This is a genomic window from Pedobacter foliorum, from assembly GCF_013266735.1.
GTDB lineage: Bacteria > Bacteroidota > Bacteroidia > Sphingobacteriales > Sphingobacteriaceae > Pedobacter > Pedobacter foliorum.
Window position 1 is genome coordinate 225,478 of sequence record NZ_JABSNU010000001.1, and the last position, 13,851, is coordinate 239,328.

The following is a 13,851-nucleotide window of genomic DNA, read 5'->3' on the forward strand; positions in this document are numbered from 1 at the left end:
ATTTTTAATTGTTTGAAGGTGCTATAAATGTGGTTTCAAATCTATCTACAACCTTATTGTTCGACAGGAGTTTAAAACCGATTTTAGTTTTATACTGTTTGATAGCTTTTTGAGGCATTATAACAAAGAACGTTACTTTAGTGCTACCTCCGTAAGCAATAGAATCCGGTTTTTGGATATACTGAATTTTCGCAGCCTTATCATCAGGTATGATCTCGAACTCCACCGTTTTGTTTGTTTTATTAACCATTTCAGCTGTATATAAATTACTTACAGTTTGGTCTTTATCCCTAAGCTGGTATAGTGTTCCGCTAGCTCGTAAAATTGTTGTCTGTACGTCAGTGCGCTTAATTAACAGGAAGGAGAGTATAGTCATTAGCATCAATAGAACGGCAGAGTATCCGTAGATTTTCTTACTGATTTTAAAGGGTGTTTTATCCTTAATCTCTGTCTCTGATTTGAAGCCAATAAGTCTCGATGGTCTGTTAATTTTTTCCATCACCATATCGCAGGCATCGATACATGCGGTACAATTAACGCACTCCAGTTGAGTGCCATTTCTTATATCGATACCGGTGGGGCAGACCTGAACACATAATTTACAGTCAATACAATCTCCACCCTGATTTTCCAGGCCCTTATTTACTTTATTTCTAGGCTCACCACGTTCATAATCATAAGCCACAATGATACTTTGATTATCCAGGAGAACTCCTTGTAATCTACCATACGGACACACTACTGTACAGACCAATTCTCTAACCCTGGAAAAAACTAAGTAGAATATTAGAGAAAACACCCCTATAGCTATAAAGCCAGATAGGTGGTCTTTAATCGGTTCAGTGACAATCTCGATAAGCGTATCAGACCCAATAAGATAGGCGAGAAAAACATTGGAGATCAGAAATGAAATACAGAAAAAGAGCACATGTTTTAACGTTTTTTTAGAGAATTTATTAAAGGTTAATGGTGCGGAGTCTAGTTTTCTCTGCTGATTTTGATCTCCTTCAATCCAGTTCTCAATTTTTCTGAACACCATTTCCAGAAATATGGTTTGCGGACAGACCCAGCCACAGAATACTCGTCCGAAGATCACAGTGAAAAGCACAATGAATACGATGAAAATCAGTAGTGCCAATACAAAAAGATAAAAATCCTGAGGCCAGAAAATGATCCCAAAAAAGACAAACTTTCTTTCCAGCACATTCAGAAGTATCAGTTGTTCTCCATTCAGCTTAATAAATGGCGCAGAGAATAGTAATAAAAGGAAGAAGTAACTAACCGCTGAGCGATACCTGTACAGTTTTCCTTTTATTATCTTCGGATAAATCCACTTTCTCTTTAGACCATCATCTGTAAGCGTGGATACCTGATCTCTAAAATGTGCTGGCGTTTGTGACATTTTAATTCTGTTTTGTACCCTGTGGTGCCTTGGCGTTAGCAGGATTACTGCCCTTAAGAGACATGATGTAACTCGTTAAATCTGCAATCTGTTTGGGTTTCATCGTTTTTTCCCAGGCAATCATACCTTTGTCGGGCACACCATATTTAATGGTTTTAAAAATATCATTTACTGTTCCACCATGAAGCCAGAATTCATCTGTTAAGTTTGGCCCTACTAAACCTTCCGCATGTTCACCATGGCATGGAGCACACGCAGTTTTAAACAGACCTGCACCGGCTGCAAGTACGGCAGGATCTTTGGACTGCTCAACATTGTTTTCATTTATTTTATTGGCAGAGCTTCCGGGTTTTTGCAGAAACGCGATTTTAGCATCCTCAGCCTGTCTGAGTTCAATGGTATATTCTTCTTCCTGTAGCTTACCTAAACCAAACACATGATAACTTAGCAAGTAAACAATAGCAAAAATGATTGTTCCATAAAATAGTACCATAAACCAGGCAGGAGTGGGGTTGTCAAGTTCAGCTATTCCATCAAATTTATGCTCCATTACAATATCCTTTTCTTCAGATATTGGTCTCAAGCCCATTAGTTTTGTCCAAATAGAAGGTCCTTTATGAACCGCTGCCTCTGTGTGTTCAGCTGCCAGCCGCTTTAATTCTCTTTCTTCAGGTGTTACAAACGGAGTAGGATTTAGGGTTTCCTGAACATACACTTTTATTACCTTTAAAAGCAGTACAGAAACTGCCAGGAGCAATACTGCGGTAATCAGTAAAGCCCAGATAAACATATCTGTCATTGTACTTCGTCATTTAGGGGTAGCTCACTCATATACTTAATTTTATCTTTCTTCATTATTAAAAGCAATACTGCCACCATAATAAAGAACACCAGGAATATGCCAAGTGATGTTATTAGGTACACCTGGCTATCATCTACTTGATTTAAAAATTGTTTAAACATCTTTTCTGAATTTTAGGTCTATTTAGCTTTAATGTCTGTGCCTAACCTTTGTAAGTAGGCTATAATTGCAATAATTTCCCTGTCACTTTGAACGCGTACGTTATTCTTTTGAAGATCTGCAGCAATCTCTTTTGCCTGATTGTCCAGGTGAGTGTTGGCTTTATGTTCATAGCCAACCTCATAAGGAACACCAAGAGTTCGCATTGCATTAATCTTTGCAATGGTGGTTGTAGTGTCCAGCTTTTGATTAATCAACCATTCATAAGGAGGCATAATACTACCCGGCGACATCGTTTGAGGATCTAATAGGTGGTTAAATTGCCAAGCATTTGAATATTTACCGCCTTCTCTTGCCAAATCAGGACCGATACGCTTAGAACCCCATAGAAATGGGTGGTCGTATACAAATTCACCCGCCTTGCTGTACTCACCATATCTTTCAGTTTCTGACCTAAATGGTCGGATCATTTGAGAATGGCAACTTACACAGCCTTCTCTTATATAAAGATCACGTCCTTGTAATTCCAGAGGCGAATAAGGTTTTACACTACTAATGGTAGGGATATTTGATTCTATTGTAAATGTTGGCATCATCTCAATCATGCCGCCTATTAAGATCACTATTAATGAGAGCACCATAAATACCATTGGTTTTCGCTCTAATATTCTGTGTAACTTTTTGTCTGAACCAACAGGTTCATAGTCTTTTGGTAGCGCGAATGCCTCTGCAGGTTCATTGGCAACTAGTTTACCAGCTCTTGCAGTTTTTATGAGATTATAGGTCATTACGATTACGCCAATTAAATACATGGCACCGCCAATAGCCCTTAGTACATACATAGGGATGATTTGTAGCAATGTTTCAAGGAAATTAGGATACTTTAACATCCCGTCCTCTGTAAATTGCTTCCACATTAAACCTTGGGTGAAACCTGCAAAATAAAGTGGTACTGCGTAGAAAATAATTCCGAGCGTGCCTATCCAAAAGTGAAATGCAGCAAGTTTTTTTGAGTATAATGGCGTTCTGTAAATTCTAGGTATCAACCAGTATAGAATTCCGAAGGTTAAAAAGCCATTCCATCCTAATGCACCAACGTGTACGTGCGCTACTATCCAATCGGTATAATGAGCAATCGCATTAATCTGTTTCAATGCTAACATCGGGCCTTCAAATGTGGCCATACCATAAGCTGTTAAACCTACAACCATGAACTTTAACGTAGCATCTTCTCTTACTTTATCCCAGGCTCCGCGTAATGTTAATAAACCATTGATCATACCGCCCCAGCTAGGAGCGATTAGCATAATAGAAAATACTACACCAAGTGATTGTGCCCATGAAGGAAGAGAAGTGTATAAAAGATGGTGAGGGCCGGCCCATATGTATATGAATATCAACGACCAAAAGTGTAAGATACTCAGCTTATAGGAATAAACAGGTCTGTTAGCCATTTTTGGCAGGAAGTAGTACATCATGCCCAAGTACGGTGTGGTTAGAAAGAAGGCTACTGCATTGTGGCCATACCACCACTGAACCAACGCATCCTGAACACCGGCATACATATAATAGCTTTTAAACCATGATATGGGTAATTGAAATGAGTTTACAATATGTAGAACTGCTACAGTTACAAAAGTTGCTATGTAAAACCAAATGGCCACATACATGTGCTGTTCCCTTCTTTTAATGATCGTACCAAACATGTTTATCCCGAAAACTACCCAGATAACCGTTATGGCAATGTCAATTGGCCACTCCAGTTCAGCATATTCATGAGATGATGTAAACCCCAATGGAAGCGTGATTACTGCCGAAACAATAATGAGCTGCCATCCCCAGAAGTGGATCTTACTTAATACATCACTAAACATTCTTGCTTTTAGCAAGCGTTGTAAGGAGTAATAAACGCCCATAAAAATGGCATTACCCACAAACGCAAAAATTACAGCATTGGTGTGTAAAGGCCTGATGCGTCCGAAAGTGGTATACTGTGAACCCATGTTTAGTTCAGGCTTAAAGAGCTGCATCGCCGCAAGGAGCCCCACAATCATGCCTATTATCCCCCAAACAATGGTGGCTACGGCAAAGTTCCTGACGATCTTATTGTCGTAATAGAATTTTTCAGTCATATGTAAAATGTGTAGTTAACGCTTGTAAAAGTACTGCAGCTAAGTATGCCGCTCCGTGATCAAAGTTTTAGCTAAGTATGATCTTCATCACTTATTTCTATTTCCTTATCAGCCACGTCATCATCAAAAAGAATTCTGACGGCCGGAGTGAAGGTATCGTCGTTCTGACCCGATTTACTTGCCCAAAAAAAAGCGGCTAGGAATATCAGTGCAAGTAGAATACTGCAACCAATAAGGAAATAGATCATATTCATAGTAATTTGTTTTTACGTGCAAATAATCTGACAGCTATAGAAGTAAACAGGATGATTGTAATCGTGCTTAAAGGCATTAATATGGCTGCCATTAATGGTGATAGCAGTCCTTGAACAGCAAAGTATAACCCTACCGTATTGTACATTAATGAAATAATAAAGCACATTCTGATTACCTTGACTCCATCTTTAGCCTGCTGGATGAATTGAGGGATTTTATGAAAGGAAGTTCCATCCAGGATAGCATCACAACCAGGGGAGAAATTATTTATATTGTCCGTTATTGCTATACCCAAGTCACTTTGCTTAAGTGCACCTGAATCATTCAAACCATCACCAAACATTAATACTTTCTTTCCTTCCTTTTGGAGGTGTTGTATGTAATCGAGTTTATCCTGTGGAGATTGTTCGAAGTGAAGCTTACGGCTATCTTCAAAAAAAGGAATAAGTTGATTCTTTTCGTGATCACGATCACCAGAAAGTAAATGCAGATCTGACTCGAATGAAAGTTTTTGCATTAATTCTTTAAAACCATTTCGCCATTGCTGTTTGATGGTAAAAAAGCCTACATACGTATTGTTAATCATTACATGGGTAGAGCCCTGAGAAGAAGAGCTATTCAGTGGAAGGTTAAGGAAGGTAGAACTTCCCAATTTTACGTAATTTCCGTTAACCTTACCACTGATGCCTCTTCCAATTTTTTCCATGTATTCCAGTACTGGAAATACTGAAGGTTTATTGATAAATTTTGCTAACTCACGACTTAACAGGTGTCCGGAATTCCTAGCGAGATCACTGACCAATTGCATCTGATCATTAGTAATAATTCCATTAAAACTCAATGAGGCTGCATCAGGATTAGTTATTGTACCTGTTTTATCAAATACATAGGTATCAATACGGGCCAGTTCTTCAACAATGGCCGTGTTTTTTAAATAGAACCTGTTTTTATCAAAAATTGACAGCACTGCTGCTAATGTAAATGGCGAACTAAGTGCCAATGCACAGGGGCAAGCTATAATCAATACAGCTGTAAAGGAGGCCAATGCTTTAGATGGATCTGTTGGAAGCCAGAAAGCTGCTGAACTTAAGGCAATACACAACAATATGATACTGAAATACCTGCTGGCTGTATCACTAAATGTCTTAATCCGCTCTTTAGATTGAATAAAGGCACTATTGTTCCACAGTTGTGTTAGATAGCTTTGTGATACAGGCTTCAAAACCTCCATCTCTATAGAAGCAGATAGCTGACGCCCTCCTGCATAAATAATCTCTCCTAAGGTCTTTTTTACAGGAATAGATTCCCCTGTAACGAAACTAAAGTCTATCTCAGCTTCCCCCTTTAAAAGAATGGCATCAGCCGGTAAAATCTCATGACTCCGAATAAGGATTCTATCGCCAATCTTTAAATCGGAGAGAGGTATCGGTTTTTCAACGCCATCATTGATTGTCGTAACTGCTACAGGAAAATAGGAGCGGTAATCTCTTTCAAATGAGATATGATGGAAAGTTCTTTCCTGCATCCATTTTCCAATTAACAAAAAGAAGACTAAACCACATAAGGTATCTACAAATCCAGGACCTGTTTGCAGTACAATCTCATACGCAGATCTTAGGAACATAACCAAAATACCCAGTGCAAGTGGGAAGTCAAGGCTTAGTCTCTTCGCTTTTAAATTAGTCCAGGCAGAAACAAAATATTCCCTGCCACTATAAAAAACTACAGGTAAGGAAAATGCAAGATTAAGCCATCCAAAGAAATCTTTAAACTCATGCTCAAAATCAGCAAGCCCAAAGTAATCAGGGAAACTCAGGAGCATCACATTGCCAAAACAAAAGCCTGCTACGGCAATCTTAGTGATTAAACTTCTTTCGGTTTTTTTCGACTGGCTGTTTTTGACAACATCCTGTAAACTTATTAAAGGTTCATAACCGATCGATGAAAGTAACTGCACCAGTTGCTTTAAACTTACCTCATCATTTTTAAACGTTATAGAGACCTGTTTTTTGAGAAAATCAATTCTTGACTGATGTATCCCGGATTGCAGGAGATTGATGTGCTCCAATAACCAAATACACGAACTACAATGGATAGCGGGGATATAAAGGGTTACTATGGTTTTGGTCTCATCTTCAAAATCTACCAGTTTACTGATCACTTCCCTAACTTCTAAATAGTCAAAGTTTGAGGTGATTTTACGTTGAGTCTTTCCCGGAATCCTATTATAAACATAATAGTTTGAAAGATTATGTTCCGTTAAGATTCCGTAGATAGTTTTGCATCCAGAACAACAAAACTGTTTGTTATCCTGGATATAGTTTTTTGCCAGAATATCCTCCCCACAATGGAAACAATGCTTCTCTGATGAAATTACTTTTTCCTTTAGCATCTTTTTAAAAAGTATGCCTCAAAGTTCAGTATTTAAGCAAAGTGCAAAAGTGATCCTAATCTTAAGTATTCGTGATGTACATCACTTTATCTATAAGCAGCCCGACGTTATACATGTACATAGAAATTAAAGCAGGTACTGGAATAGGTTCTTGGTTTGAGGAATTGATTTTAACTTGTTTAATGCTTTGTACTTAAGTTGCCTAACCCGTTCTTTAGATATCTTAAGATCTTCAGCTATATCTTCCATATCTATTGAGTTCCCTGAGGTCAATCCAAAAAAATGCTCAAGTATATACCCTTCTCTTGCCGAAAGTTTCGAACGCATAATTCTCCGTAGTTCTATAAGTAGGGAGGACTTCTCTATTTGATCTGGATTTATATCCGGATCCTGATCAGGAACAAGATCCAGGAGTGTCGCACCACTTTCATCATTAATTACCGCATCTAAGGAAGAACAACCCTTTGATATCTTTGTAAGCTCTATTATTGTCTTTACACTAAATCCAGTATGCTCCACTAACTCATCTAAGGTAGGTTCGCGTTCTAATTCATTCAATAGAATTGCTCTGGACTTGTTTATTGCAGTGATATTTAAAATTTGATTCTGTGGTAATCGGATGATACGGTCACAGTTTGATATGGCCATTAAAATAGACTGTCTTATCCACCAAACGGCATAAGTGATAAACTTAAAACCCTTAGTTTCATCATAACGTCTTGCAGCCTCAATTAAGCCAATATTTCCGTCACTTATAAGGTCGTTTAAGCTGATGCCATTGCCAAGATACTTTTTGGCTACGGAAACAACAAAGCGTAGGTTAAGCGATACAAGTTTGTCTAGGGCTGCCTTATCCCCATCTTTAATTTTCTTAGCTAGCTCTACTTCTTCTTCAAGCTTCGCTAAAGGCATTTTCTCTAGTTCGTTAAAATACCGTCGTGTAACGTCATCGCGATTTGTTATTAACCGCTCAATTTTAATTGCTCTCATTGTCATGTTTAATGAAAGCAAAAGTATGAACGTCAGTATTTTAATCAGAAGCGGGGCATCACTTCAGTAAATTCTCCTGTTAATGAATTTTATACCATCTATTATTTTAATCCAGGCTAGTATTTAGCTGTCAGTCAAAATTTAATTCTCAAATCAATTCATGAGTTTCTTCGCATCCTCATCTTCATACTGAGTAATTAATTGGCTAAGCTTTGCTTTTAATCCAGTGGTAATTTTATCATACCCTTTTTTACCATAGATGTTTGTCATTTCTTGTGGATCTTTTTGAAGGTCGTAAAGCTCCCAGCCATCAACGCGTTTATAGAAACGAATCAGTTTATATCTTTTTGTTCTGATACCAAAATGAGGAGATACCGAGTGTTCACCATTTTCATAATAGTGATAAAACATATTCTCTCTGCCTTTTGCATGCTTAGATTTAAACAATGGTAACATTGATTTACCCTGCATTTCAACCGGTATTTTCATATTAGCAGCATCCAAAAGGGTTGGGGCTATATCTAAGTTCATTACAAAATCATTAGACTGTGTGCCGGGTTTTATTACACCCGGATAACTCATCACCATCGGTGTTCTAAACGACTCCTCATACATGAAACGTTTGTCGAACCAACCGTGTTCTCCCATATAAAAGCCTTGGTCAGACATATAAATCACAATTGTATTCTCCTTTAGGTTATGTTTTTCAAGATAGTCAAGCGTACGGCCAATGTTTCTATCTAACGATGCTGCGGTGCTTAAATAATCCTTCATGTAGCGCTGGTATTTCCATTCAACCAGAGCCTTGCCCAATAAATTTTTAGCTTTCAGGTCGGCTTCAATGGGTTTGTAGTAGGCGTCAAATTTAGCGCGCTGTGCCGGATTCATTCTGTTGACCGAACTCTCCCCGTTTTTGCTGTAAGAAAGCATCTTAAGATCATAGCCCATCAGCATGGTTTTATCAATCGTCATATCCTGAACTCTCGCGGCTTCTCTATTCGTGTAATTGTCATAGAAATTCTTTGGTAAAGGGAAATTTACCTTGTCATACTTACCCATATCAGTAGTATCCGGAAGCCAGGTCCTGTGGGTGGCTTTATGGCCTATAACTAAGCAAAATGGTTTAGAGGGGTCTCTTGAATCCAGCCATTCTTCCGAAGCATCCTCAATCAAATTTGTAACATACCCTTCTTTTCTGGTCGATTTGCCATCCATGCCGATAAAATCAGGATTGTAGTACTGACCTTGATCAGGAAGTATACTGTAGTAGTTAAATCCTTGCGGTTTATTGCCTAAATGGAGCTTTCCTATCCATGCAGTCTGATAGCCTCCTGATTGGAGGTGCTTGGCGAAATTATCCTGACTATGATCAAATTCCGAGGTTTCATTATCCTTAAAACCATTTTTATGACTGTACTTTCCGGTTAAGATAACCGCTCTGCTCGGCCCACAGATAGAGTTTGTTACATAAGCTTTATTAAACGTAACTCCAGCTTTAGCAATGCGATCAATATTAGGGGTTTGGGTCAGCTTATTGCTATAAGCGCTGATGGCTTGATAGGCATGATCATCGGAGATGATAATTACAATATTTGGTTTTTTTTGAGCGCTAACCCATTGACAAAAAGAGAAACAGATTAGGAATGCTATTTTTTTCATTACAACTTAGTATGTTATTTTTTAGAAGCAGGTTCAGATTTTACACATCTAAACCCTGTATTTTGTAATCCGGTATCCGGAGATGATTTCATGCGGGCAGCCACTCTATAGCCCTTGCAATAAGAACTGTTGCACATAAACGAACCTCCGCGAGTAACTTTTTTGGGAACGGTAGGTTCATCAGGATCAAAGCTTTTAGCAGGACCTTTTGGATTGCTTACCGTTTTACCTTTCAATGTTTCATAATAATCATTGCCGTACCAGTCCGCAACCCATTCCCAAACATTTCCGGCCATATCGAACAAACCATATGCATTCGCCGGGAATGATCCGGTAGGAGCTAAACCATGATAACCATCCCAATCTGTATTTTTATCGGGAAAACTTCCTTGCCAGGTATTCGCTTTTGGCTTTCCCAGTTCTATCTGTTCCTCTCCCCAAGGATAAATTGCATTCTTTTGTCCGCCCCGGGCAGCATATTCCCATTCGGCTTCTGTCGGTAATCGTTTGCCTGCCCATTTTGCATAAGCATTTGCATCCTCCCAGCAAACCTGGGTAACCGGATAATTGTCCTTTCCTTTTAAATTGCTCTGCGGCCCCTCAGGATGCTTCCAGTCGGCTCCGGGAGTCCATGACCACCATTGAGATGCATCATGAAGAGAAACTGGTCTGGAGGGAGGATTGAACGTCAGAGAGGCTGGCACAAGTAAATCCTCTGAAGGCTTTGGTGTTCCTTCTGGTAATTGCTTTTTGATTTCTTCCCAGTCAGGCTTTCTTTCAGCCACCGTTTTATATCCGGTAGCTTTAACAAATTCTGCAAATTGAGCGTTAGTCACTTCCTTTTCGTCCATCCAGTAGCCATCAAGCTTAACCTGATGTGCCGGATACTCATCTTTACGGCCTTCCTGATCTGCAGCACCCATTAAAAAGGTGCCTCCAGGAATCCACTTCATGCCTTTAACAGAGCCGTTCGAATTTGAAGAAAGGGTGGTGTCTTGTACCATAGCGCCATATCTGCTTGGCAATTTATCAGAGCAGGATTCTTCATCAGATTTCTTAGCCGTTTCAGACTTATTGGCCTGACTGCAAGAAAGGCCAATAACTATTGGTACAAACAGAAAGACTTTCTTATTTAAATTAAACATCATAAAACGCTTATTCCTTTTGTTTTATCTTCATCAACAAATCCTTTAGTTCATTCACTACTTCCGGATGTTGAGCAGCAAGATTATGCTTTTCACTTTTATCTTCATTGAGATTATACAGCTGCGGTTCCGGAGAATTACCTGTCTCAATAGCTACAAGTTCATCATAAGCCGCACCCTTAGCAGGAGAGATGTACTTCCATCCATCTTTTATCACAGCAAGAGTACCGGCATGTTCAACAAATATCGATCTCCCTTTTGGTGACTTACCCAGAAAAGCATCCAGTAAATTTTCACTATCCGGGGCATCTCCATTAGGTATTGGTTGATTAATCAATTTAGAAAAACTTGCCAGTAAGTCCATCTGACTTACCATTGCTCCAGAAACCTGAGGCTTAACTGTCCCCGGCCAGCTTAATATAAATGGAACTCTGGTGCCACCCTCTAAAGCACTATATTTTCCTCCACGAAATTGACCGGCAGGGGTATGTCCATTCAGTCTGGTTACTGCTTCGTCTTGATAGCCATCATCAAGTACAGGGCCATTGTCACTACTAAATACAATTACGGTGTTTTTATCAATATTAAGCGTCTTCAATTGCTTCATGATTTCCCCAACAGTCCAATCAAGTTGCAAAATAGCATCACCCCTTAAGCCTAAACCACTCTTTCCTCTAAACATTGTAGCAGGCATTCTCGGTACGTGAGGCTCAGTTAGAGCAAAATACAGAAAGAACGGTTTCTTTTGGTTAACTCCTATAAATTGCTGCGCTTTAGCTAAGAATGTGGTTGATAGCTCTTCATCAACCCAGCGGGCCATTTTACCACCACTCATATAGCCAATCCTTCCAATCCCGTTAACAATAGTTTGATTATGACCCTGATTAGGGGATGACTGCAATTTTAATAGTTCAGGATGATCTTTTCCCGTTGGATCCGTGCCGACCTTTTTGTTGTAATCTACCGTGATTGGGTCATTTGTATCGAGTGCAACAACTTTATGGTTTTCCAGAAACACTGTAGGTACTCGATCGGCAGTTGCCGGAAAAATAAAAGAATAATCAAAACCTACTTCATTAGGACCGGGCTTAATCTCAGCATTCCAATTCTTCTCTACTTGTTCCCCTAAGCCAAGATGCCATTTGCCAACAATTGCTGTTTTGTAACCTGCTTTTTTAAAGAGGTTAGGTAGGGTAGTCCTATCCGTAGGAATTATCAAGGCCGCATCACCCGGTAAAATTCCGGTACCTTTTTTACGCCAGGGATATCTCCCTGTCATCAAAGCATAACGAGATGGGGTGCAAGTTGCAGATGTAGCATGTCCATTAGTAAAGCGAACACCTGATGCAGCAAGCTTATCTAAATTTGGAGTTTGAATTTTGGTGGCTCCATAACAACTAAGGTCTCCATAACCAAGGTCGTCAGCATAGATATAAATAACGTTCGGCTTGGTATTTTTTTGAGCAAAACAAGTGCTTAAAATTAGGAGTAAGAAAAGAGGGGAGATTTTGTAGGCTTTAATCATGGTTAGGTTAATAAGAACGAAGATAACCAATTAATAGGTTAGGCTGGGCAGCAGCTTTCAGATAATTTTGAAGGGATTTTGTTTGCTATTTATTTTAGTATTTCGAGTTGACGCTTTAAAGCACCTACAGAATTATATTTTGCAATAAAGTTTGTAGTGATTTTTTACTTTAATGTAATGAATTAAAAATCTATTTATGAGTGCGTTTATGGTGTTTATATGTATTTGTACATTAGTATAAATTTGCCGATTATCTAGTCTTTTTTTTCTGAGTTTCTTTGCAAAAGACCAACTGAAATTAGCCAGATTCACCTTTTTTATGGGTGTATTTGTGTAATGTCGGTTGAGTTTTTGAACCTATTTATTGGGTAAAGAACCTGTCTGAATTTACCTGTCTGCTTCATAAAAAACAGCAGGTATACCTAAGGAAGATAAGGAAAAAGGATTAGCGCGTACCGTCACAAACACCCTTAAAATAGCCGACTGATTCCGCTATTCCGGCCAATGGATCTTTCATATCCTTTTCATATTCTAAGCTGCATGAACCAGTATAATTTACTTTTCTCAGCATTTTTACATAAGCAGGGATATCAATCACACCACGACCAAGCTCACACGTACTGCCATCCTTAGTTGCTGCAGTAACATTCTTTAAATGCATATCAAAAATACGCTTGGAGAACTTCTGAAAATCAGCTACAGAATCCCGTCCGTCTCTTTTGTTGTGTCCCATATCGAAGCAAATACCTACATGCTCATCAAGGTTTTTGATGAGGTTGTAAATGCTTTCAGCGCTTGGGTACAATTTATCTTCAGGACCATGATTGTGGATCGCATAACGAATGTTGTATTCTTTTGTTTTTTGAGCAACATAATTGAGATCAGCATGTACAGGGATACCTATAAGCAAATCAACACCAACTCTTTTCGCATACTCAAATGCATCGTCAATTTCTTTCCTGGTTTTTGTATATATAGGGCCTACTGCATAACCAGTTACGTTGTTTTCCTTAAGTTTAGCATGAAATGCAGCAATTTCTTCTGCAGAGCTTTTGTAAGGCAAGTGAAAGTCTTTAATGCACAAGTAATGTACATCAACTTTTTTCATCATTTTGAGTGATTCATCCAGGTTGAAGTTCAAAAAGCTATAGCCGGCAATACCTAATTTAAACGGATCAGGCTTTCCTTTAGAGGCTTTAGTTTTAAGCGGCTCAGCAAAAACAGATGGCATGCTGGCCAGGGTAGTTGCAGCAACACCTAATATTCCTTTGTGTAAAAAACTCCTTCTTGTAGTCATAATGATTTCAGTTGTTCACGAAAGTTAGTATTAAAATTCATTTAGTTCAAACTTCAACGAACGAAACTTTACGAATTTTAAGAACAAACGTTT

The 13,851-nt window shown here is 38.8% G+C and carries 10 protein-coding genes; all 10 read right to left on the reverse strand.

Annotated features, from left to right (window positions below; all coding sequences use genetic code 11):
- Window positions 1-4: 4 nt before the first annotated feature.
- Window positions 5-1,402 carry a cytochrome c oxidase accessory protein CcoG gene (ccoG, locus tag HQN83_RS01025; protein WP_173087711.1) on the reverse strand — a complete coding sequence of 466 codons (1,398 nt, stop codon included), beginning with the start codon at window positions 1,400-1,402 and terminating at the stop codon, window positions 5-7.
- Between the two features lies 1 nt (window position 1,403).
- On the reverse strand, window positions 1,404-2,201 hold the full coding sequence (locus HQN83_RS01030) for a cbb3-type cytochrome c oxidase N-terminal domain-containing protein (protein ID WP_173087713.1): 798 nt from the start codon (window positions 2,199-2,201) through the stop codon (window positions 1,404-1,406).
- Window positions 2,202-2,383: 182 nt separating this feature from the next.
- Window positions 2,384-4,495, reverse strand: coding sequence for a cytochrome-c oxidase, cbb3-type subunit I (gene ccoN / locus HQN83_RS01035; protein WP_173087715.1), 2,112 nt, complete (start codon window positions 4,493-4,495; stop codon window positions 2,384-2,386).
- Window positions 4,496-4,566: 71 nt separating this feature from the next.
- On the reverse strand, window positions 4,567-4,749 hold the full coding sequence (ccoS, locus tag HQN83_RS01040; RefSeq protein ID WP_173087717.1) for a cbb3-type cytochrome oxidase assembly protein CcoS: 183 nt from the start codon (window positions 4,747-4,749) through the stop codon (window positions 4,567-4,569).
- A complete protein-coding gene (locus HQN83_RS01045; RefSeq protein WP_173087720.1) occupies window positions 4,746-7,142 on the reverse strand; it encodes a heavy metal translocating P-type ATPase in 2,397 nt (798 codons plus the stop codon). Before HQN83_RS01045 ends, ccoS begins: the two co-directional genes overlap by 4 nt.
- Before the next feature lie 126 nt (window positions 7,143-7,268).
- Window positions 7,269-8,132, reverse strand: a complete 864-nt coding sequence (locus HQN83_RS01050) for a sigma-70 family RNA polymerase sigma factor (protein ID WP_173087722.1) — start codon at window positions 8,130-8,132, stop codon at window positions 7,269-7,271.
- A 153-nt stretch (window positions 8,133-8,285) separates the two neighbouring features.
- Complete coding sequence (locus tag HQN83_RS01055; protein WP_173087724.1) at window positions 8,286-9,791, reverse strand: sulfatase family protein; 1,506 nt, start codon at window positions 9,789-9,791, stop codon at window positions 8,286-8,288.
- A gap of 14 nt (window positions 9,792-9,805) precedes the next feature.
- The gene (locus tag HQN83_RS01060) at window positions 9,806-10,939 is read right to left on the reverse strand and encodes a formylglycine-generating enzyme family protein (RefSeq protein ID WP_317172479.1); all 1,134 of its coding nucleotides are present in this window, start codon (window positions 10,937-10,939) and stop codon (window positions 9,806-9,808) included.
- Window positions 10,940-10,946: 7 nt separating this feature from the next.
- Window positions 10,947-12,461 carry a sulfatase family protein gene (locus HQN83_RS01065; RefSeq protein WP_173087726.1) on the reverse strand — a complete coding sequence of 505 codons (1,515 nt, stop codon included), beginning with the start codon at window positions 12,459-12,461 and terminating at the stop codon, window positions 10,947-10,949.
- 445 nt (window positions 12,462-12,906) lie between these two features.
- Window positions 12,907-13,758 carry a sugar phosphate isomerase/epimerase family protein gene (locus HQN83_RS01070; protein WP_173087728.1) on the reverse strand — a complete coding sequence of 284 codons (852 nt, stop codon included), beginning with the start codon at window positions 13,756-13,758 and terminating at the stop codon, window positions 12,907-12,909.
- Window positions 13,759-13,851: the final 93 nt, after the last annotated feature.